The sequence below is a fragment of the Streptomyces sp. NPDC046881 genome (assembly GCF_040645015.1).
GTDB lineage: Bacteria > Actinomycetota > Actinomycetes > Streptomycetales > Streptomycetaceae > Streptomyces.
On record NZ_JBEYXJ010000002.1, the window covers coordinates 41,294 to 62,526 of the forward strand.

14 protein-coding genes are annotated in these 21,233 nt (G+C 73.1%); 10 read left to right on the forward strand and 4 right to left on the reverse strand.

Going from position 1 to position 21,233, the window contains the following annotated elements; all coding sequences use genetic code 11:
* Positions 1 to 54 precede the first annotated feature (54 nt).
* Both ABZ923_RS01685 and ABZ923_RS01690 read left to right on the forward strand, forming a co-directional pair.
* Positions 55 to 3,093, forward strand: a complete 3,039-nt coding sequence (locus tag ABZ923_RS01685) for an AAA family ATPase (protein ID WP_361465377.1) — start codon at positions 55 to 57, stop codon at positions 3,091 to 3,093.
* Between the two features lie 37 nt (positions 3,094 to 3,130).
* Positions 3,131 to 3,361, forward strand: a complete 231-nt coding sequence (locus ABZ923_RS01690; protein ID WP_361465379.1) for a DUF6191 domain-containing protein — start codon at positions 3,131 to 3,133, stop codon at positions 3,359 to 3,361.
* A 16-nt stretch (positions 3,362 to 3,377) separates the two neighbouring features.
* Here the strand turns inward: ABZ923_RS01690 and ABZ923_RS01695 are convergent, their stop codons facing one another.
* Together ABZ923_RS01695 and ABZ923_RS01700 are read right to left on the reverse strand one after the other, a co-directional pair.
* Complete coding sequence (locus ABZ923_RS01695; protein WP_361465382.1) at positions 3,378 to 4,541, reverse strand: PQQ-dependent sugar dehydrogenase; 1,164 nt, start codon at positions 4,539 to 4,541, stop codon at positions 3,378 to 3,380.
* Between the two features lie 111 nt (positions 4,542 to 4,652).
* Positions 4,653 to 5,651, reverse strand: coding sequence for an aldo/keto reductase (locus ABZ923_RS01700; protein ID WP_361465385.1), 999 nt, complete (start codon positions 5,649 to 5,651; stop codon positions 4,653 to 4,655).
* A gap of 75 nt (positions 5,652 to 5,726) precedes the next feature.
* Between ABZ923_RS01700 and ABZ923_RS01705 the strand changes: the two genes are divergently transcribed.
* The 6 genes from ABZ923_RS01705 to serA all read left to right on the forward strand — a co-directional run bounded on the left by ABZ923_RS01705 (position 5,727) and on the right by serA (position 15,676).
* The gene (locus tag ABZ923_RS01705) at positions 5,727 to 6,704 is read left to right on the forward strand and encodes a 2-hydroxyacid dehydrogenase (protein ID WP_361465388.1); all 978 of its coding nucleotides are present in this window, start codon (positions 5,727 to 5,729) and stop codon (positions 6,702 to 6,704) included.
* A gap of 386 nt (positions 6,705 to 7,090) precedes the next feature.
* A complete protein-coding gene (locus ABZ923_RS01710; protein WP_361465391.1) occupies positions 7,091 to 10,102 on the forward strand; it encodes an EAL domain-containing protein in 3,012 nt (1,003 codons plus the stop codon).
* 243 nt (positions 10,103 to 10,345) lie between these two features.
* A complete protein-coding gene (locus ABZ923_RS01715) occupies positions 10,346 to 12,196 on the forward strand; it encodes an acetolactate synthase large subunit (RefSeq protein ID WP_361465393.1) in 1,851 nt (616 codons plus the stop codon).
* Between the two features lie 21 nt (positions 12,197 to 12,217).
* A complete protein-coding gene (ilvN, locus tag ABZ923_RS01720; protein ID WP_030654216.1) occupies positions 12,218 to 12,742 on the forward strand; it encodes an acetolactate synthase small subunit in 525 nt (174 codons plus the stop codon).
* Between the two features lie 118 nt (positions 12,743 to 12,860).
* Complete coding sequence (ilvC, locus tag ABZ923_RS01725; protein WP_358636176.1) at positions 12,861 to 13,859, forward strand: ketol-acid reductoisomerase; 999 nt, start codon at positions 12,861 to 12,863, stop codon at positions 13,857 to 13,859.
* 227 nt (positions 13,860 to 14,086) lie between these two features.
* Positions 14,087 to 15,676, forward strand: coding sequence for a phosphoglycerate dehydrogenase (gene serA / locus ABZ923_RS01730; protein WP_361465395.1), 1,590 nt, complete (start codon positions 14,087 to 14,089; stop codon positions 15,674 to 15,676).
* Between the two features lie 68 nt (positions 15,677 to 15,744).
* Here the strand turns inward: serA and ABZ923_RS01735 are convergent, their stop codons facing one another.
* The gene (locus tag ABZ923_RS01735) at positions 15,745 to 17,259 is read right to left on the reverse strand and encodes an MFS transporter (protein ID WP_361465398.1); all 1,515 of its coding nucleotides are present in this window, start codon (positions 17,257 to 17,259) and stop codon (positions 15,745 to 15,747) included.
* A 97-nt stretch (positions 17,260 to 17,356) separates the two neighbouring features.
* On the opposite strand from ABZ923_RS01735, the gene ABZ923_RS01740 reads away from it, so the two are divergent.
* Entirely contained in the window at positions 17,357 to 17,941 is a 585-nt protein-coding gene (locus ABZ923_RS01740) for a TetR/AcrR family transcriptional regulator (RefSeq protein WP_361465400.1), read from the forward strand.
* Between the two features lie 41 nt (positions 17,942 to 17,982).
* Positions 17,983 to 19,557 carry an FAD-dependent monooxygenase gene (locus ABZ923_RS01745; RefSeq protein WP_361465403.1) on the forward strand — a complete coding sequence of 525 codons (1,575 nt, stop codon included), beginning with the start codon at positions 17,983 to 17,985 and terminating at the stop codon, positions 19,555 to 19,557.
* Positions 19,558 to 19,851: 294 nt separating this feature from the next.
* On the opposite strand, the gene ABZ923_RS01750 is transcribed toward ABZ923_RS01745, so the two are convergent.
* Complete coding sequence (locus tag ABZ923_RS01750; RefSeq protein ID WP_361465406.1) at positions 19,852 to 21,141, reverse strand: helix-turn-helix domain-containing protein; 1,290 nt, start codon at positions 21,139 to 21,141, stop codon at positions 19,852 to 19,854.
* Positions 21,142 to 21,233: the final 92 nt, after the last annotated feature.

A 21,233-nucleotide genomic window follows, 5' to 3' on the forward strand; every position in this document is an offset into this window, starting at 1 on the left:
ACCATCACACGGGGGCTGTGGAAAACCGGTGCCGGGTCGTCCCGGCCTCGTGCCATGCTCGGGCCCGTGGAGACCAGGTCCGTCAGTCCCGTGTTCGTCGGCCGCACCGACGAGTTGGACACGCTGAACGACGCGCTCGCCCGTGCCGCCGCGGCCGAGCCGCAGGCGCTGCTGCTCGGCGGCGAGGCGGGTGTCGGCAAGACCCGCCTCGTGGAGGAGTTCGCCACGGCCGCGACCCGGCGGACAGCCGTCGTCGCCGTCGGCGGCTGCGTGGAGATCGGCGCCGACGGCCTGCCGTTCGCCCCCTTCTCCACCGCGCTGCGCGCCCTGCGCGACGCCCTGCCCAAGGAGTTCGCCGCCGCCGCGGCCGGCCAGGAGGAGGAACTGGCCCGGCTGCTGCCCGACCTCGGCGAGGCCGCCGCCGGCCGCCACGACGAACAGGGCATGGCCCGCCTGTTCGAACTCACCGCCCGGCTGCTGGAGCGGGTCGCCGCCGACCACACCGTCGTGCTCGTCCTAGAGGACCTGCACTGGGCCGACGCCTCCACCCGCCACCTCCTCGCCTACCTCTTCCGCACCCTGCGCGCCGGCCGCCTCCTCGTCCTGGCCACCTACCGCTCCGACGACATCCACCGCCGCCACCCGCTGCGCCCCCTGCTCGCCGAACTGGACCGGGTGCGCACCATCCGCCGCATCGAACTCGCCCGCTTCACCCGCGAGGAGGCCTGCCGCCAGATCGCGGGCATCCTCGCCGCCGAACCCGACCCCGCCCAGGTGGACGAGATCTACGAACGCTCCGACGGCAACGCCTTCTTCATCGAGGAGCTCGCCGTCGCCGCCGCCGAGGGTAACTGCACCGGTCTCACCGACTCCCTGCGCGACCTGCTCCTGGTCCGCGTCGAGGCACTGCCCGACAGCGCCCAGCGGGTCGCCCGCATCGTCGCCGAAGGCGGCTCCACCGTGGAGTACCGGCTGATCGCCGCAGTGGCCCGGCTCACCGAGGACGACCTCATCGAGGCGCTGCGGGCCGCCGTCGGCGCCAACCTCCTCACCGTCACCCGGGCCGGCGACGGCTACCGCTTCCGGCACTCCCTGGTCCGCGAGGCCGTCGCCGACGACCTGCTGCCCGGCGAACGCTCCCGGCTCAACCGCCGCTACGCCGAGGCCCTGGAGGCCGACCCGGCCCTCGTCCCCGCCGACGCCCGCGTGATGCGCCTGGCCAGCTACTGGTACCACGCCCACGACGCGGCCAAGGCCCTGCCCGCCGTCCTGGCCGCCGCCGTCGTCGCCCGCCGCCGGCACGCCTACACCGAACAACTCGGCCTGCTGGAACGGGCGATGGAGCTGTGGGACGACGCCCCCCAGGAGGTGCGCTCCGCCCTGCGCCCGGTCGACTACACCGAGGTCTACCCCCCGTGCGGCTGCGACCCGGCCACCACCCCGCTGCGCTACCTCGACCTCATGGCCGAGGCCGCCGTGGCCGGCCGCTTCGGCGGCGAACGCGAGCGTGCCCTGAAGATCACCAAGCGCGCCCTGCGCCTGCTGGAGGAGGAACCGGACCCCTTGCGCGCCGCCTGGTTCTGGGTGCAGCGCTCCCGGCTCGTCCAGGCCCTGGCCCGCGGCGACGGCTGGCGGGAACTGGGCACCGCCCAGGACCTGGTGCGCGGCCTGCCGCCGTCCGAGGTGCACGCCGAGGTGCTCGCGGTCGCCGCCAACTGGTCCATGCAGCGCCGGCCGGGTCCCGAGGCGCTCGCCGCCGCCGAGCGGGCGGTGGAGTACGCGCGGATGGTGGGCGCCCGCGAGACCGAACTCCACGCCCGCCTCACCCTGGGCGGCCTGACCGTGGAGTCCGGCGACCCGGAGGCCGGACTCGCGCAGATGCAGCAGGTGCTGCGGGAGACCCGCGCGGAGGGCATGCACCACGTCGCCGGCCGCGCCTACGTGAACCTGCCGTCCGCGCTGCAGAGCGTCGGCCGGGACCGGGAGGCCGTCCCGCTGCTGCGCGAGGGCATCGAGTTCTGCCGCGGGTACGGGTTGCTGGACTCCGGCGCCTGGGTGTGGGGCAACCTGTCCGAGGCGCTGTACGCGCTCGGCCAGTGGGAGGAGGCCGCCGAGGCCGCCGCGCACGCCACCCGGGTCGGCCACAGCGCCAAGCCCCGCGGCGCCGGCGCCCTGCGCCTGGCCCATCTCGCGCTGGCCCGCGGCGACCTCGCCGAGGCCGGCCGGCAACTCGCCGCCGCCCGCGCCTGGTACGGCACGCACGACCCGATGCCCCAGCAACTGCTGCCCCTGGCCCGTATCACCCTCGGGGTCGCCGCCGCCGACGGCCGGATCGCCGACGCCCGCGCGGCACTGCTCCCGGCCCTGGACGCCGGCTTCCCGCCCGGTACCCACCGCTACGGCTGGCCGCTGCTGCTGGCCGCCGCCACCGCCGAGGCCGACGCCCGCACCCTGCCCGCCGCCCGGCCCGGCCGCGCCGAGATCCTCGACCGCCTCTCGGCCGCCGTACGGACCCTCACCACCGGCGTCCCGCTCTGGCACGCCTACGGCCAGTGGACCCGCGCCGAACTGCTGCGCGCGGAGGGCCGGGACACCGTCGGCACCTGGTCCCCGGTCGTCACCGCCTTCGAGTGCCTGGACCGGCCCTACGACCTCGCCCGGGTCCGCCACCGGCTGGCCGGGGCGCTGCTGGCCGAGGGCGGCGACGACGAGCGCGACCGCGCGGTGGAACTGCTCCGGCTGGCCGCGGCGGTCGCCGCGCACCTGGGCGCCCGCCCCCTCGCCGACGCCGTCGCCCGGCTCGCCCAGCGCGCCCGCCTCACCCTGACCCGTGCTTCCCGGCAGGCTCCCGCCGACCCGGCCGCGGCGCTCGGTCTGACCAGCCGGGAGCGGGACGTCCTCGGCCTGGTCGCGGCCGGCCGCACCAACCGCCAGATAGCCGAGGTGCTGTTCATCTCCCCGAAGACCGCGAGCGTGCACGTCTCCAACATCCTCGGCAAGCTCGGCGTCTCGGGCCGCGGCGAGGCGGCGGCGGTGGCCCACCGGCTGGGACTGTTCGCGGCCGGGACGCTCGCTGCCGAAACACCGGGCTGAGACCTACGCTGGAGAAAACCGGCAGCGAGGGGGAGCCGTGTTCAACGCCTTCGAGGAACTGTTCGCACCCGGCCGCAAACACACCCGGGACGAACAGAACCGACTGGAGCTGACCCGCGAGGACGTGGGCGACAACGATCCCGGCCGCGGCCCGATCGACCTCGCCTCCGGCACGGCGGTGATACGCCTGGCGGGCCCGGCCCCGGCCGGGACGGAACCCGGCGAGGCGCCACCGGAGGAGCAGCCGGCGGAGCCGGAAGCGGGATGAGCCGGGGCCGCCGGGGCTACCGCACCCGCAGTTCCAGCACCCGGTCGTCCGCCTTGTCGGGGCTGCCCCGGCCGTCCGTGTTGCTCGTCACCAGCCACAGCCGGTCGCCGCCCGCCGGGACGACCGTACGCAGGCGGCCGTAGGTGCCGGTGAGGAACGCCTGCGGTGCGGCCGACGCCGACGTGCCGTTCAGCGGGATGCGCCACAGCCGCTCGCCCTTCAGGCCCGCCATCCAGATCGCGCCGTTCACCTGGGCGATGCCGCTGGGGGAGGCGTCGTCGGTGCGCCACTGGGCCACCGGGTTCTGCAAGGCGGGGTCGGAGGACCTGCCCTCGGCCCGCGGCCAGCCGTAGTTCCCGCCCGGCTTGATCGCGTTCAGCTCGTCCCAGGTGTCCTGGCCGAACTCCGAGGCGAACAGCCGCTGCCGGCCGTCCCAGGCCAGGCCCTGCACGTTCCGGTGGCCGTACGAGTACACCGGCGAGCCGGGGAACGGGTTGCCCGGCGCCGGTTCGCCCTCCGGGGTCAGCCGCAGGATCTTGCCGCCCAGCGACTTCCTGTCCTGCGCCAGCCCCTTCTGCCCGCTCTCGCCGGTGCCGGCGTAGAGCATGCCGTCCGGGCCGAACGCGATCCGGCCGCCGTTGTGGATGCGGCCCTTCGGGATGCCCTTGAACACGGTGTCCGGGGCGCCCAGTTGCTCACCGGCGGGCTTCCGCTCGTCGTAGCGCATGCGCACGATGCGGTTGTCCGAGGCCGAGGTGAAGTAGGCGTAGACCATGTGGTCCGACGCGTAGCCGGGGGAGAGGGCGATGCCCAGCAGGCCGCCCTCGCCGGCCGGGGAGACCCCGGAGACCGTGCCCAGCTCGGTCGTGCGGCCGGTCTTCCCGTCGATCCGGCTGATCGTGCCCTCGTCCCGGGACGACACCAGCAGCCCGCCGCCGGGCAGCGGCGCCAGTCCCCACGGCGACTTCAGGCCCTCGGCCACCGTGCGCAGCACCCGCACCGAGCCCTTGGCCGGCGGCACGGACCCGGTGGCCCGCGAGGAGGAGGCGCCCGGAGCCGCCCCGTCCGCCGTGCGCCCGGTCCGCTCCGGCCGTCCCTGCCCGCCGGAGGAGCAGCCGGCCGTCAGCACCAGGGCGGCCGCGGCCAGCACGGCCGTCACAGCTCCACGTTGCACGATCATGGTCCCTTCGACGCCGCGGTCCGAACGGCACGCTCTCGCCGTCGCTCTCCTTGTCCAACACCGCCCGCGCCCTCCCGGGTTCCCGGTCCCCGGCAACCGATCGGGGGAACCTCAGTCCCACGACCCCTGCGCGGCCGGCAGCCGGGACACCTCCGCCAGGTCCTGCGCGGTCAGCCGCAGCCCGGCGGCCGCCGCGTTCTGCGCCGCCCAGCACTCCCGCTTGGTGCCCGGCAGCGCGATCACGTGACGGCCCTGCGCCAGCACCCAGGCCAGCGCCACCTGGGCCGGGGTGACCTCCTCGCCGTGCCGGCGGGCGATGCGCCGCAGGCCCGCGACGATCGGCTGGTTGGCCGCCATCATCTCCGCGGTGAACCGGGGGTGCCGGGCGCGCACGTCGTCCGGCTCGAAGCCCTCGCCCGGCCTGAGCCTGCCGGTGAGGAAACCGTTGCCCAGCGGCATCGCCGCCAGGAAGCCCACCCCGCGCGCCTCGCACCACGGCAGCAGCGCCCGGAGCGCCTCCGGCGACCACACCGACAGCTCCGCCTGCACCGCGCTCACCGGGAACACCTGCTGGACCCGCTGCAACTGGCGCAGCGTCGCGTCGTACAGGCCGGCGCCCGTGCGGCGCCCGCCGCGCGCCCCCACCGCGCACAGGCCCAGCGCCCGCACCTTCCCGGCCCGCACCAGGTCCGCCATCGCGCCCCAGGTCTCCTCGACGGGCACCTCCGGGTCGGCGCGGTGCAGCTGGTACAGGTCGATCACGTCCGTCTGCAGCCGCCGCAGCGAGGCGTCGCACGCCCGCCGCACATAGCCGGGGCGGCCGTTGGCCACGATGTGCTGCTCGCCCACCAGCAGCCCCACCTTCGTGGACACGAAGGCGTCCCGGCGCCGCTCCTTCAGTACCCGGCCCAGCAGCAGCTCGTTGGTGAACGGGCCGTACATGTCCGCGGTGTCCAGGAGGTCGGAGCCCAGGTCCAGCGCCCGGTGCACGGTTCTGAGCGACTCGTCGCCCCGCTGCCGCGACCCGCTGTACGCCCAGCTCATCGGCATGCACCCGAGTCCGACGGCCCCCACCGCGAGTCCCCCCGCGCCGATCGTCCTGCGCTCCACCTGCTCGTGAACCTCCCTCTGCCCGGCCCCCAACCTAACCTCTGCACCCGCGGGTGCCTGACATAGCCTCCTGGCATGACTTCACAGGTGTGGCTTCCCATTCCGCCCGAGGAGATCGAGGGGCTGCCCGCCGGTCCCCGGTACCTGTTCTGGGACGGGGGAGACGACGGTGACCAGCCGTTTCCCGGCGACCCCGCGGAGTGCGCCGTGTACGTCGTGCCGTACATGAAGCGGCTGTCGGTCCGGGTCGGTCCGCTGGAGCACCTGACGAACGTCCGGGTCATCCAGACGCTCACCGCCGGCGTCGACGACGTCACCGACCGGCTGTCGGCGATCCCGCCGGGCGTCCGGCTGTGCAACGCGCGCGGGGTGCACGAGACGAGCACGGCCGAGCTGGCGCTCACGCTGACCCTCGCCGCGCTGCGCGGCATCCCCGAGTTCGTCCGCGCCCAGCAGGAGGAGCGCTGGGTGGGCGGTTTCCACCCGGCCCTCGCCGACAAGAACGTACTGATCGTCGGTTACGGGGCGATCGGTGCCGCCATCGAGGACCGGCTCGCACCCTTCGAGGTAGCGCGGGTGGCGCGCATCGCGCGCTCCGAGCGCACCACGGCGCGCGGTCTTGTGCACCCGATCACCGATGTGCTCTCACTGCTCCCCGAAGCGGACGTCGTGATCCTCTGCACCCCCCTCACGGAGACCACCAGAGGGCTCGTCGACGCCGACTTCCTCGGCCGGATGAAGGACGGCGCGCTGCTCGTGAACGTCGCGCGCGGAGCCGTCGTCGACACCAAGGCGCTCCTCGCCGAGCTGGAGCGGGGGCGGATCACGGCCGCCCTGGACGTCACCGATCCCGAGCCGCTGCCCGCCGGCCATCCCCTGTGGCAGGCGCCAGGAGTGCTGATCAGCCCGCATGTCGGCGGTCCGTCGTCGGCTTTCCTGCCCCGTGCGAAGCGACTGCTCGTGGACCAGTTGACCCGGTACGTGAACCGGGAGCCGCTGCGCAACGTGATCCTTACGACCGGACCAGGACCGGCGGGAGATACCGGGCGCTAAACCGCTTCCGGCACCCTCCGCAACCTTTCGGACGCGGCCCGTACCCGCATTCCCGCTGGTCGTCACGGAGCGTAGAGACGCTATGTCCCTGAGTGACGATCCTGGTGTATCGTCCCGACAGGGGCTGCGCCGCTGACCGTTCGGCGCCGGGGATGGACATTTCAGATTTTGTGAGGGGGGCGACGGGCGATGCACGGCCTATGGACGAACGATCCGACGCGGCGGAGCCGCCGGCGGCGACCCTGGCGCACGGCCGCGCGCAGACGCGGCCACCACACCGGCCACCACAGTCATCACCAGCGCAGGCACAGCGGCCGCCGCAGGCATGCGCACCCAGCGCACCGGGACCGTCGGGACCCGGGAGCGGCGCAGACCGGGAGGCCCCGGTGAGCGCCCCGCCCTCTGTGACGACCACCCTCGACGGAGCGGTGCGCGCACCGCACCCGCACGAGGAGCCACCGCCTCGCCGCCGGTCCGTCGCCGACGGCAACCGGCTGCTGGAGCAGCTCGTCCTCGCCCTGATCTGCGCGGCCTACGCCGGCGGAGCCGCGTTCGACTGGGGCACGAACGAAGTCGCGCTCATCATGGGCGACTTCGGTCTGAGCGCCGCGGCCGGCACCGCCGCCGTCTCCTGCTTCGTGTACGCCCGCAGCCGGCGCGTGCGCTTCCGCTCGGCCTGGCTGCTGTTCGCCCTCTCCTCGACCATGGCCGCGCTGGGCAACGCGGTCTGGGGATGGTACGAGGTGGTGCTGGACCGGGCCGTGCCCAGCCCCAGCTACGCCGACCTGTTCTTCCTGTGCTTCGCGCCGCCCGCCATCGTGGGCCTGCTGGTGCTCGCCAAGCGGCCGGTGACGCGGGCCGGCTGGATCTGCCTGGGCCTGGACGCCTGGCTGATCGGCGGCTCGCTGCTCACCCTGTCCTGGAGCCTCGCGCTCGCCCAGGCGGCCCGGATCGACGGCTCCAGCGTGGCGCACGCCGCGCTGTCGCTGGCGTACCCGCTGCTCGACATCGCGCTCGTCAGCATGGTCCTCGCGCTGCACTTCCGCCGCGCCCCGGGCAACCGCACCGCGGTGAACACCGCGATCGGCGCGCTCGCGCTGACCGTGATGTGCGACGCCCTGTTCACCTCGCCGCTGCTGCACAGCAGCTACCGCTCCGGGCAGCTGCTGGACGCGGGTTGGTTCGCCGGCTCGCTGCTGCTTGCCTACGCCCCCTGGGCCGCGCCCCGGCGCGGGAGCGCGCAGGAGGCCCGCGCGGCGGACGGGCACACGCGCGTGGTCCACGAGCACGTGCCGGGCCACCGGAGCGCGGGCCACCACCCCCCGCTGCCGCCCGCGCCCGGCGGCGAGCACACCCGGTACCCGGCCGGCCGCCCGCTCACCGGCTCCCTCGCCGCCCTCACGCCGTACCTCGCCGCGGCCGTGTGCACCCTGGGCATCCTGTACAACGTCCTCAACGGCCGCAGGCCCGACCACGTGGTGCTGATCACCGCGGGCGCCGTGGTGCTGGCGCTCGTCATGCGGCAGGGCATCATGCTGCTGGACAACATCACCCTCACCCAGGAACTGGCCCAGGCGGAGAACCACTTCCGGTCCCTGGTGCAGGGCTCCAGCGACGTCATCATGATCGCCGCGCCGAACGGCATCCTGCGGTACGTCTCCCCGGCCGCCGCCGGGGTGTACGGCCGGCCCGCCGAGGACCTGGTGGGCACCGAGCTGGCCGCGCTCATCCACCCGGAGGACCTGGGCTGCGTGGTGCACGAGGTGCGCCGCTTCCTCGCCGTCAGCCCGCTGGAGGAGCCCACCACCCGCATCGAGTGCCGGTTCCGCTCCGGCGACGGCGGCTGGCTCAACGTCGAGTCGACCGTCAACCGGCACCACGGCGGGCTGATCTTCAACAGCCGGGACGTGACCGAAAGGGTGCGCCTCCAGGCGCAGTTGCAGCACAACGCCGAGCACGACCCGCTGACCGACCTGCCCAACCGCGCGCTGTTCACCAAGCGCGTGCAGCAGGCCCTGTCCGGCCGCCGGGCCACCGACCGGGGCGCCGCCCTGCGCGGTACGGCGGTGCTCTTCATCGATCTCGACGGTTTCAAGGCCGTCAACGACACCATCGGCCACCAGGCCGGGGACGAGCTGCTCATCCAGGCCGCCCGCAGGCTCCAGGACGCGGTCCGGCAGGGCGACACCGCGTCCCGGCTCGGCGGTGACGAGTTCGCGGCCCTGATCGTCGGGGACGGCACCCGCGACCGCGCCGCCCGGGAGCGGAACATCGTGGAGCTCGCCGACCGGCTCAGGGTGACCCTCTCCCAGCCCTACGCCATCGACGGCAACGATGTCCGGGTCAACGCCTCCATCGGCGTCGCCTTCGCCGAACCCGGCCTGGGCGCGGGCGAGCTGCTGCGCAACGCGGACCTGGCGATGTACCGCGCGAAGTCGGCCGGAAAGGGCCGGGTCGAGCTGTACAGGCCGCAGATGCAGCAGGACGTCGTCCGCAAGGCGGAACTGGCCACGCGGCTGCGCTCCGCGCTGCACGACGGCGAGTTCGCGCTGCTGCACCAGCCCGTGGTGTGCCTGGAGAACGGCCGGATCACGGCGGTCTGCGCGCAGGCGCGCTGGCGCTCCTCGCAGGGGGTGCTGTTCACCCCCGCCGAGTTCCTGCGGGTGGCGGAGGACGGCGACAAGACCGCCGAGCTGGACCGCTGGATCCTCCAGGAGGCCGTGCAGCAGGCGGCCGAGCGGGCCGCGACCGGGGTCGCCGTACCGGTGGCGGTGCGGATGAGCGCGCGGCGACTGCTGGACCGTTCGACGCCGCTGGGCTCGGTGGAGGGGCTGTTGACCCGGCACGGGCTGCCGCCCGGGGCGCTGGTCGTCGAGCTGTCCGACACCGATCCGCGGGTCCCGCTGGACGAGCTGGAGCGGCGGCTGACCGCGCTCAGCCGGCTCGGCGTGCGGATCGCGCTGGACGGCTTCGGCAGCGGCTACGCGGCCATCACGGCGCTCAGGCGGCTGCCCGTGGACATCCTCAAGCTCGACCGCAGCCTGGTCGAGGGCGTGGTCGAGTCCGCGCGGCTGCACAAGATCACCAGCGGTCTGCTGCGGATCGCCGGGGACCTCGGGCTCCAGTCGGTCGCCGAGGGCGTGGACCTGCCCGAGCAGGTGGTGGCGCTGCGCGCGATGGGCTGCACCCATGGACAGGGCATGGCGTTCGCCGGTCCGCTGGACGAGTACCGGCTGCGCCGGGCGCTCGGATCCGGCCACTATCCGGTGCCGCACGCCCCGGCCGAACCAGCCTTCGCAGGGAAGGCGGCAGGGGTGTACACAGGGGGTGTTCCCGCTGTCCTCGGAGGCGGCAGTGCCCTTCGTTCACATTCTGAGACGCCCGTCCCACCCACTTGACACGTGGTGCGTGCCGGGGGGAGGGTCAGTCCCATGCGCACCCGAATTCTCGTACTTGGACAGCGCGTCGGCTGAGCTGGGACCCACCGGAGGACGATCCGGAATCCCCAGCGACCTCACCGGCGCGCTCCCCTCGCTTGCCTTCCGGCACGAGGGGTTTTTTGTTGCACGAGTGACTTTCGTGCAGCGCTCCAACTCCGCCCGAACCTCGCAAAAACCCTCAGCATCGAGAAGAGAATGCCGATGACCGAGCAGGCCACCGGGGCCCACCATCCGCAACCGCGGCCCCGTTCCGGAGGACAGCAGTCCGCCCCCGTCGAGCACGTCACGGGTGCGCAGTCCCTCATCCGCTCCCTCGAGGAGGTCGGCGCGGACACGGTATTCGGCATTCCGGGCGGTGCGATCCTGCCGGCGTACGACCCGCTGATGGACTCCACCCGGGTGCGCCACGTCCTGGTCCGGCACGAGCAGGGCGCCGGCCACGCGGCCACCGGCTACGCGCAGGCCACCGGCAAGGTCGGCGTCTGCATGGCGACGAGCGGCCCGGGCGCGACCAACCTGGTGACGCCGATCGCCGACGCGCACATGGACTCGGTGCCGCTGGTCGCGATCACCGGCCAGGTCGCCTCCAAGGCGATCGGCACGGACGCCTTCCAGGAGGCGGACATCGTCGGCATCACCATGCCGATCACCAAGCACAACTTCCTCGTCACCAAGGCCGAGGACATCCCGCGGGTCATCGCGCAGGCGTTCCACATCGCCTCCACCGGCCGCCCCGGCCCGGTCCTGGTCGACATCGCCAAGGACGCCCTGCAGGCGAAGACCACCTTCACCTGGCCCCCGGTGATGGACCTGCCGGGCTACCGTCCGGTGACCAAGCCGCACGCCAAGCAGATCCGCGAGGCCGCCAAGCTCGTCACCGCCGCCCGGCGGCCCGTCCTCTACGTCGGCGGCGGCGTCCTCAAGGCGCAGGCCACGGCCGAGCTGAAGGTCCTGGCCGAGCTGACCGGCGCGCCGGTCACCACCACCCTGATGGCGCTCGGCGCGTTCCCCGACAGCCACCCGCAGCACCTGGGCATGCCCGGCATGCACGGCAGCGTCGCCGCGGTCACCGCGCTGCAGAAGGCCGACCTGATCGTCGCCCTCGGCGCCCGCTTCGACGACCGCGTCACCGGCAAGCTGGACAGCTTCGCCCCCTACGCCAAGATCGTCCACGCGGACATCGACCCGGCCGAGATCGGCAAGAACCGCGCCGCGGACGTGCCGATCGTCGGCGACGCCCGCGAGGTCATCGCCGACCTGGTGCAGGCCGTGCAGAAGGAGCACAGCGAGGGCCACAAGGGCGACTACAGCGCCTGGTGGAGCGACCTGAACCGGTGGCGCCAGACCTACCCGCTCGGCTACGACCTGCCGGACGACGGCTCGCTCTCCCCGCAGCAGGTCATCGAGCGCATCGGTCAGCTCGCCCCCGAGGGCACCATCTTCGCGGCGGGCGTCGGCCAGCACCAGATGTGGGCCGCGCACTTCATCCAGTACGACAAGCCCGCCACGTGGCTCAACTCCGGCGGCGCCGGGACGATGGGCTACGCGGTCCCGGCCGCGATGGGCGCCAAGGCCGGTCAGCCGGGCCGGACGGTCTGGGCGATCGACGGCGACGGCTGCTTCCAGATGACCAATCAGGAACTGACCACCTGCGCCCTGAACAACATCCCGATCAAGGTCGCCATCATCAACAACGGCGCCCTCGGGATGGTCCGCCAGTGGCAGACCCTGTTCTACAACCAGCGCTACTCCAACACCGTGCTGCACAGCGGCCCCGACGACATCAACCCGGAGGCCAAGGGCACGCGCGTGCCGGACTTCGTGAAGCTGTCCGAGGCGATGGGCTGCGTGGGCCTGCGCTGCGAGCGCCCGGAGGACCTGGACAAGGTCATCGCGGAGGCCAACTCCATCAACGACCGCCCGGTCGTCGTCGACTTCATCGTCCACGAGGACGCGATGGTCTGGCCGATGGTCGCCGCCGGCACCTCGAACGACGAGATCATGGCCGCCCGGGACGTCCGCCCCGACTTCGGCGACAACGAAGACGACTGAGCGAGAGAGACGTAAAAGACCATGTCCAAGCACACGCTCTCCGTCCTGGTGGAGAACACGCCGGGCATCCTCGCCCGCATCGCCGCCCTGTTCTCCCGGCGCGGCTTCAACATCGACTCGCTCGCGGTCGGCGTCACCGAGCACCCCGACATCTCCCGCATCACCATCGTGGTGGGCGTCGAGGACCTGCCGCTGGAGCAGGTCACCAAGCAGCTCAACAAGCTCGTCAACGTGCTGAAGATCGTGGAGCTGGAGCCTGGCCAGGCCGTGCAGCGCGAACTCGTTCTGGTGAAGGTCCGCGCCGACAACGAGACGCGCTCCCAGATCGTGGAGATCGTCCAGCTGTTCCGCGCCAAGACCGTCGACGTCTCCCCGGAGGCCGTGACCATCGAGGCCACCGGTTCCAGCGAGAAGCTGTCCGCCATGCTCAAGATGCTGGAGCCGTACGGCATCAAGGAGCTGGTCCAGTCCGGCACGATCGCGATCGGCCGCGGCGCCCGTTCGATCACGGACCGCTCGCTGCGCGCTCTCGACCGGACGGCGTAAGACTGAGAACGGGCGGCCGGTGACCGACGGCCGCCCGTATGCCGAGACCCCCGAACTTCCTTCCCGCCCGCCGTCATACGGTGGGACGCACCACCTGCACACAAGGAGAGAACCCAAAGTGGCCGAGCTGTTCTACGACGCCGACGCCGACCTGTCCATCATCCAGGGCCGCAAGGTCGCGGTCATCGGCTACGGCAGCCAGGGCCACGCCCACGCGCTGTCACTGCGTGACTCCGGTGTGGACGTGCGTGTCGGTCTGCACGAGGGCTCGAAGTCCAAGGCGAAGGCCGAGGAGCAGGGCCTGCGCGTGGTGACCCCGGCCGAGGCCGCCGCCGAGGCCGACGTCATCATGATCCTGGTGCCGGACCCGATCCAGGCCCAGGTCTACGAGGAGTCCATCGCCCCGCACCTGAAGGACGGCGACGCGCTGTTCTTCGGCCACGGCTTCAACATCCGCTTCGGCTTCATCAAGCCCCCGGCCGGCGTCGACGTCGCCATGGTCGCCCCGAAGGGCCCGGGCCACCTGGTCCGCCGCCAGTACGAGGAGGGCCGCGGCGTCCCGTGCATCGCCGCCGTGGAGCAGGACGCCTCCGGCAACGCCTTCGCGCTGGCCCTGTCGTACGCCAAGGGCATCGGCGGCACCCGCGCCGGCGTCATCAAGACGACCTTCACCGAGGAGACCGAGACCGACCTCTTCGGCGAGCAGGCCGTGCTGTGCGGTGGTACCGCGGCCCTGGTCAAGGCGGGCTTCGAGACCCTGACCGAGGCCGGCTACCAGCCGGAGATCGCCTACTTCGAGTGCCTGCACGAGCTGAAGCTGATCGTGGACCTCATGTACGAGGGCGGTCTGGAGAAGATGCGCTGGTCGGTCTCCGAGACCGCCGAGTGGGGCGACTACGTCACCGGCCCGCGGATCATCACGGACGCCACCAAGGCCGAGATGAAGAAGGTCCTCGCCGAGATCCAGGACGGCACCTTCGCCCGTAACTGGATGGACGAGTACCACGGCGGTCTGAAGAAGTACAACGAGTACAAGCAGCAGGACTCCGAGCACCTGCTGGAGACCACCGGCAAGCAGCTGCGCAAGCTGATGTCGTGGGTCGACGAGGAGGCGTAAGCCTGCCGACGGGGGCCGGGGCGGACTGCCCCGGCCCCTGTTGTCCACCTCGTCCAGCCCCGGACGAGTGATCCTTCCGCGGCGGCGTAATACGGCGCCCGCCACACCACTAGACTGCTGCACAACACGCGTCAGGCCCACAGCGTCGTGCGTCTTCCGCGGCTAGCCCCCCTCCTCCGCCTGCGGCCGTCGGGACGGCCGTCCGCATCGCACATGTGAGGACTCACGTGAGCTCGAAACCCGTCGTACTCATCGCTGAAGAGCTGTCGCCTGCCACCGTCGACGCACTCGGTCCGGACTTCGAGATCCGGCACTGCAACGGCGCGGACCGCGCCGAACTGCTGCCGGCCATCGCCGACGTGGACGCGATCCTGATCCGCTCGGCCACCAAGGTCGACGCCGAGGCCATCGCCGCCGCGAAGAAGCTCAAGGTCGTCGCCCGGGCCGGTGTCGGCCTGGACAACGTCGACGTCTCCGCCGCCACCAAGGCCGGCGTGATGGTCGTCAACGCCCCCACCTCCAACATCGTGACCGCCGCCGAGCTGGCCTGCGGTCTCATCCTCTCCACGGCCCGCAACATCCCGCAGGCCAACGCCGCGCTGAAGAACGGCGAGTGGAAGCGCAGCAAGTACACCGGCGTCGAGCTGGCCGAGAAGACGCTGGGCGTGGTGGGCCTGGGCCGCATCGGTGCCCTCGTCGCGCAGCGCATGTCCGCCTTCGGCATGAAGGTCGTCGCCTACGACCCCTACGTGCAGCCCGCGCGGGCCGCGCAGATGGGCGTCAAGGTGCTGTCGCTGGACGAGCTGCTGGAGGTCTCCGACTTCATCACCGTCCACCTGCCCAAGACCCCCGAGACGCTCGGCCTGATCGGCGACGAGGCGCTGCGCAAGGTCAAGCCGACCGTGCGCGTCGTCAACGCCGCCCGCGGCGGCATCGTGGACGAGGCGGCGCTGTACGCGGCGCTGAAGGAGGGCCGGGTCGCCGGCGCCGGCCTCGACGTGTACGCCAAGGAGCCGTGCACCGACTCCCCGCTCTTCGAGCTGGACCAGGTCGTCTGCACCCCGCACCTGGGCGCGTCGACGGACGAGGCGCAGGAGAAGGCCGGTATCGCCGTCGCCAAGTCGGTCCGTCTCGCCCTCGCCGGCGAGCTGGTGCCGGACGCGGTGAACGTGCAGGGCGGTGTCATCGCCGAGGACGTCAAGCCGGGCCTGCCGCTCGCCGAGCGCCTCGGCCGCATCTTCACCGCGCTCGCCGGTGAGGTCGCGGTCCGCCTCGACGTCGAGGTGTACGGCGAGATCACCCAGCACGACGTGAAGGTGCTGGAGCTGTCCGCGCTCAAGGGTGTCTTCGAGGACGTCGTCGACGAGACGGTGTCGTACGTCAACGCCCCGCTGTTCGCGCAGGAGCGTGGGGTCGAGGTGCGGTTGACCACCAGCTCCGAGTCGGCCGACCACCGCAACGTGGTCACCGTGCGCGGCACGCTGGGCACCGGCGAGGAGGTGTCGGTCTCCGGCACGCTGGCCGGTCCGAAGCACGTCCAGAAGATCGTCGCGGTCGGCGACTTCGACGTCGACCTGGCCCTCGCCGACCACATGGTCGTCCTGCGCTACGAGGACCGCCCGGGTGTCGTCGGCACCGTCGGCCGCATCCTCGGTGAGGCGGGCATCAACATCGCCGGCATGCAGGTCGCCCGCGCGGCGGTGGGCGGTGAGGCGCTCGCCGTCCTCACCGTGGACGACACGGTGGGCTCCGGCGTGCTGGCCGAGGTCGCCGCGGAGATCGGGGCGACGTCCGCCCGCTCGGTGAACCTGGTCTGATCCGTCTGTGCGCAAACGCCGGACGGGCCGAGGTCTTCCCTCGGCCCGTCCGGCGTTCTGCGTTCCCCCTACTTCCGCGCGGCGTCGGTCCCGCGCAGCGTCACCGCCGCTCCCACCGCCGCCAGCGCCAGGATCAGCGCCCCGGCCAGCGCGGCGCCCCGCATGCCGCTGGTGAACGCCTCCCGGGCCGTGGCGAGGAGGGTGTCGCCGGCCCGGCCGGGCAGCCGGGCGGCCGTGGCGAGGGCGCCGCCCAGGGTCTCGCGGGCCTGGTCCGGCGCGGTGGCCGGCATCTCGTGGCGGTAGAGCGCCGTACCGATCGAGCCGAGGACCGCCATGCCGAGCGCACCGCCGAACTCGGCGCTGGTCTCCAGCAGGGAGGAGGCGGTGCCCGCTCGCTCCACCGCCGCGCCGGTCATGGCGAGGTCGGTCAGCTGGGACATGATCGCGACCATTCCGCAGGCGAGGACGCCGGCCCCGACGAGCACCGGCCACAGTGAGTCGGTGCCGATGAGGGCGAGCACCAGGTAACCGGCCGCCATGGCCGCGAAGCCGCCGGCGACGACGTACCCCCGGTTCACGCCCCGCTGGACGAGCGCCGCCGTGACCGGACCGGCGACCCCGATGAACACCGAGGGCAGCAGACTCCACAGGGCCGCTTCCAGCGGGCTCTTGCCGAGGACGGACTGGAGGTACTGCGTGGTGAAGATGGCCGAGCCCATCATGCCGAGGCTGGCGACGAGGTTCAGGACCAGTGCCGGGGTGAAGCCGCGGCCCCTGAGCAGGGCCGGCGGGACCAGCGGTGAGTCGGCGGTGCGCTGGCGCCGGACGAACAGGGCCGCGAAGAGCAGGCCGACGGTGATCGAGACGACGTACTGCGGGTGCCAGCCCTCGGAGGGGATCTCCTTGAGGCCGTAGATCACGGGGAGCACGGCGGCCATGGACAGCGGGACGCTCAGCCAGTCGAAGCGGCCGGGCGCGGGGTGCCTGGACTCGGGCAGCAGCACCGGGCCGAGGACGAGCAGCAGCACCATCGCGGGCAGGTTGACCAGGAAGACCGAGCCCCACCAGAAGTGCTCGACGAGGACGCCGCTCATCACCGAGCCGAGGGCGATGCCGCCGGTCATCACGCCGGACCACAGTCCGATCGCCTTCGCCCGCTGGGCCGGGTCGGTGAACATCGTGCGCAGCAGGGCCATGGTGGACGGCATCAGGGTCGCGCCGCCTATGCCGAGGATCGCGCGGGCCGCGATCAGGGTCTCGGCGCTGTCGGCGTAGGCCGCGAGGAGCGAGGCGCCGCCGAAGGCCGCGGCTCCGACGAGGAGGAGCCTGCGGCGGCCGATGTGGTCGCCGAGCGAGCCCATCGTCATCAGCAGGCCGGCCAGGACGAAGCCGTAGATGTCGAAGATCCACAGCTGCTGGGTGCCGCTCGGCCGGAGGTCGGCGCTGATCGCGGGGGTCGCGAAGTACAGGACGGAGACGTCCATGGACACCAGCAGCAGCGGCAGCATCAGCACACCGAGCGCGGTCCATTCGCGGCGCCCGGCTCGGACGGGGGCGGTGGTGCTCGTCGGGTTCGTCGTCATGCCGGAGACTGTACGAGCGTATTAAACGCTTGTCTAGAACAGGTGTATAAGTCATGCGTCTAGGACAGTTGTATGGTTCCCGGGTAGGCTGAACCGTATGGGACACCGTGAGGATCTGCTCGAAGGCGCCAAGCGCTGCCTGCTGGAGAAGGGCTTCCTGCGCACGACCGCGCGGGACATCGTCCGGGAGTCGGGTACCAACCTGGCGTCGATCGGTTACCACTACGGCTCGAAGGACGCGCTGCTGGTGCAGGCGTACATCTCGCTGATCGAGAGCGTGGGGGAGCGGTTCGACCCGGGACTCGGGACGGAGGTGACGCAGCCCGCCGGATCGCTGGAGCGGTTCCGGGAGATCTGGGCGGGCGTCATCCGTACGGTCCCCGAGTCGCGGTCGATCTGGCTGCTCAGCTTCGAGCTGATGTTCCAGGACGAGCGGCTGGAGGAGGTGCGCAAGCTCCTGGCCGAGGCCCAGCGGGAGGGCCGGGCGGGACTCGCGTCCATGTTCACCGGCGTCCCGGAGGCGGACCTCGGCCCGGACACGGTCGAGACCGAGGGCCGGCTCTACCAGACCCTCCTCAACGGGCTCATGGTCCAGTGGCTCTTCGACCCGGACACGGCGACCACCGCCGAGCAGCTCACCGAGGGGCTGCGGCGGGTGATCCGCGCCGCCACGCGGGACTGACCGCGTTTGCGCGCGGCCCACGGGAGCGGAACAGTGATCCCATGGGTCCCCAGGAGCCGCAGGTGCTGATCGTCGGCTGCGGACCGGTCGGGCTCACCGCCCGGGCCCTGCTGGCGCGCTGGGGCGTACGGAGCCTGCTGATCGAGAAACACGGCGAGCTGTCGCCCTTTCCCCGCTCGCGGCTGGTCAACGTGCGCTCGATGGAGATCTTCCGGCGGCTCGGACTCGACGGTCCCGTCGCCGCCCGTGCGTTCGCCCCGGAGTACGGCCGGGTCCGCTTCCGCGACACCCTGCACGGCCCCGACTTCGCCACGGCGGCGATGACCGGGATCCGCGAGCCGGTGCCGGAGAGCCCGGTGACCGGTGTCGTCACCTCGCAGGACCGGCTGGAGCCCACCCTGCTCGGCGCGGCGGACGCGCCGGTGCGGTTCGGGACCGAACTCGTCGGGCTGACCGAGGAAGCCGACGGGGTCGTGGCCCTGCTCGCCGACCACCGCAGCGGTGCCGAGGAACGCGTCCGGGCCGGGTACCTCCTCGCCGCCGACGGCGCGCACTCCACCGTCCGGCGGCTGCTGGGCATCGGCACCAGCGGGCCGGGGGCGCTGGGCGGCTTCACCACCGTCGTCTTCGACGCCGACCTCGGCCGCTGGTGCGCCAGGGAGCCCGCCGGGGTCTACTTCACCGCCCACGGCTCCTTCCTCCCGCTGTATCCCGAGGGCGGCTGGGCCTGGTTCGGTCCCACGCCCGAGGATCCCGCGCACGCCGACTGGTCCGGCGTCGTCGCGCGCGGTCTCGGGCCCGGCGCCGGCGTACGGCCCGAGGTGCTGCGCGTCCAGCACTGGGTGATGCACGCGTTCGTCGCCGACCGCCTCCGCGAGGGCCGGGTGCTGCTGGCCGGCGACGCCGGGCACGCGGTGCCGATCGTCGGCGGGCTCGGCATGAACGCGGGCGTCGCCGATGTGCACAACCTCTGCTGGAAACTGGCGGGGGTGCTCCACGGCTGGGCGGACCCGCGCCTGCTGGAGAGCTACGGGACGGAACGCGGCCCCGTCGCCCACGCGACCCTCCGTCAGGCGGTGGCCAACGCCGAGCTGGCGGGCCGGGTCATGAACCGGCGCCGGGAACAGCTCCGCACCGGCGCAGCGGCCTCCACGCCGGTCGACGTCCCCTGGTCCGAGCGGTTCTTCGCGCAGCTGGGGCTGATCCTCGGCGTCACCTACCGCTCCACCGCCGTCCTCACCGGCGACGGCGACGGCACCCCGCCCGAGCCCGCGGACCCGGGCACGGACTACGTCCCCACCGCCGAGCCGGGCCGCCGTCTGCCGCACCTCTGGCTCGGCCGCGACCGCTCCACGCTCGACACCTGCGGTGAGTGGTTCACCCTGCTCGCCCCGGACCCCGCCGCCTGGGCACCCCGTCCCGGCCTCCCCTGGCCGCTGCGCGTGGAGCCGCTCGCCGCGGAACACGCCGACGCCTGCGGTCTCACCCCGGACGGCGCGCTGCTCGTCCGCCCCGATGGCCACATCGCCGCCCGCTGGCCCAGACGCCCACCCACCGGCACCGCGCTGACCCACGCCCTCACCACGACCACCGGCACCCGGCCCGCCGGACGGTGACCCGTGAGCCGGTGAGCCACGACCAGGTAGGCCGGCGGCCCGGCACCCCGTGTGTCGGTGAGCCGTGAGCCGGTGAATCGTGGCCCGCTGGCCCGCTGGCCCGCTGGCCCGCTGGCCCGCTGGCCCGCTGGCCCGCTGGCCCGCTGGCCCGCTGGCCCGCTGGCCCGCTGGCCCGCAGGCCCGGTAACCCGTGTGTCGGTGAGCCGTGCCCCGTGAGCCGGTGACCCGGGGAGCCGGTGACCCGGGGAGCCGGTGACCCGGGGATTCGGTCACGGCCGCTGATTCGTCAGCCGGTCAGAGCCGGGCCCGTTTCAGCGCCATGTGCAGCAGCAGCCGGTCCTCGCCGTCGTCCAGGTCCAGGCCGGTCAGCTGTTCCACGCGGGACAGGCGGTAGTAGAGCGTCTGGCGGTGGATGCCCAGCTCGGAGGCCGTGCGGCCGGCCTGGCCCGCGCAGTCGAGGAAGACCTCGGCGGTGCGGGCCAGTTCCCGGTGGGCGGGGGAGAGCAGCGGGCCGACCACGCGGTCGTGCGCGGCCTGGGGCGGCAGCGCGGTCAGCAGCCGGTACGGCCCGATCCGCGCCCACTGCGCGACCGGCCCGAACCGCGGCTCGGCCAGCGCGGCCCGCGCGGCGGCCGTGGCCTCCTGCCAGACCGTGCCCAGCTCGGCGAGGCCGGTGCGGGGCTCGCCCACGCCGGCCGCGACGGCGGCGCCCGCGGCCCCCGCGGTGAGTCCCGCGGCGACCGCCGCCGCCACCCGGGCCCCGACCCCGCGGGCCGCGCCGCCCGCCGCCCCGCGCGCCCCCTCGGCCTCCTTCAGCAGCCGCGTGGCCGCCGCCAGCGCGGGTGCGCTCGTCTCCGTGGTCCGCAGCCGCACCAGCAGCGCCAGGCTCTGCCCGGTCGCCCCCCACGGCAGCGTGCACAGCGCGGTGGCGTGCGGGATCGTACGGGCGGCCGGGGCGTCGTCCGGGTCGGCCGACGGCCAGGGCGCGACACACACCAGGGTGTGCGGACCGTCCGCGCGGGGTCCCAGGGCGGTGCGCAGTTCGGCCACCGCCATGTCCCGCTGCCAGCCGCTCTCCGCGGTGAGCACCGCCCGCAGCTCCCGGCTGAGCCCGGCCCCGGCCTCCGCCTCGTCGGCGAGCAGCGCGCCGATCCGGCCGGCCACCCCCATCGCGGCGGCCAGCTGGGCGTCGGTCGGCCCGGGTTCGTGCTCCAGGAGCCAGACGTAGCCGAGGACGACGCCCCGGTGACGCACGGGCAGGCAGATCCGGCCGCGGTAGACGCCGGCCTCGGTGCTCGGCGGGATGCGGACCGGACCGGTCGCGCGGGTGATGCCGAAGCCCTCGAACCAGGCCCGGACCGTGGCCGTGGAGCGCCGGGTCAGGATCGAGCGGGTGCGCACCGGGTCCAGCGCGGACGGGTCCAGCTCGTCCTCGCTGTCGTAGGCACCGAAGGCGATCAGCTCGAAGTCGCGGTTCTCCAGGGTCGCGGGCACCCCGAGCAGCTCCGAGATCTCGTCCACCAGCTCCTGGTAGTCCGCCTTGAACGCCTTGAAATCCGCCGCCACTCGGGCATTCTCCCTCATTCCCCGGCCGCCTTCATACAACTGTCTGAGATCCCGGGCACGGATGCGTGACAGCTGTCGATGGCCGAGGATCGGAGAGATCCTTAGGTTTC

Excerpts from the sequence above, each read along its gene's own strand:
- ABZ923_RS01735 (WP_361465398.1), bottom strand. The coding sequence starts at position 17,259 with ATGACGACGAACCCGACGAGCACCACCGCCCCCGTCCGAGCCGGGCGC.
- ABZ923_RS01740 (WP_361465400.1), top strand. The coding sequence starts at position 17,357 with ATGGGACACCGTGAGGATCTGCTCGAAGGCGCCAAGCGCTGCCTGCTG.
- ABZ923_RS01750 (WP_361465406.1), bottom strand. The coding sequence starts at position 21,141 with ATGAGGGAGAATGCCCGAGTGGCGGCGGATTTCAAGGCGTTCAAGGCG.
- ABZ923_RS01715 (WP_361465393.1), top strand. The coding sequence starts at position 10,346 with ATGACCGAGCAGGCCACCGGGGCCCACCATCCGCAACCGCGGCCCCGT.
- ABZ923_RS01705 (WP_361465388.1), top strand. The coding sequence starts at position 5,727 with ATGACTTCACAGGTGTGGCTTCCCATTCCGCCCGAGGAGATCGAGGGG.
- ABZ923_RS01695 (WP_361465382.1), bottom strand. The coding sequence starts at position 4,541 with ATGATCGTGCAACGTGGAGCTGTGACGGCCGTGCTGGCCGCGGCCGCC.
- ABZ923_RS01685 (WP_361465377.1), top strand. The coding sequence starts at position 55 with ATGCTCGGGCCCGTGGAGACCAGGTCCGTCAGTCCCGTGTTCGTCGGC.
- ABZ923_RS01745 (WP_361465403.1), top strand. The coding sequence starts at position 17,983 with ATGGGTCCCCAGGAGCCGCAGGTGCTGATCGTCGGCTGCGGACCGGTC.
- ilvN (WP_030654216.1), top strand. The coding sequence starts at position 12,218 with ATGTCCAAGCACACGCTCTCCGTCCTGGTGGAGAACACGCCGGGCATC.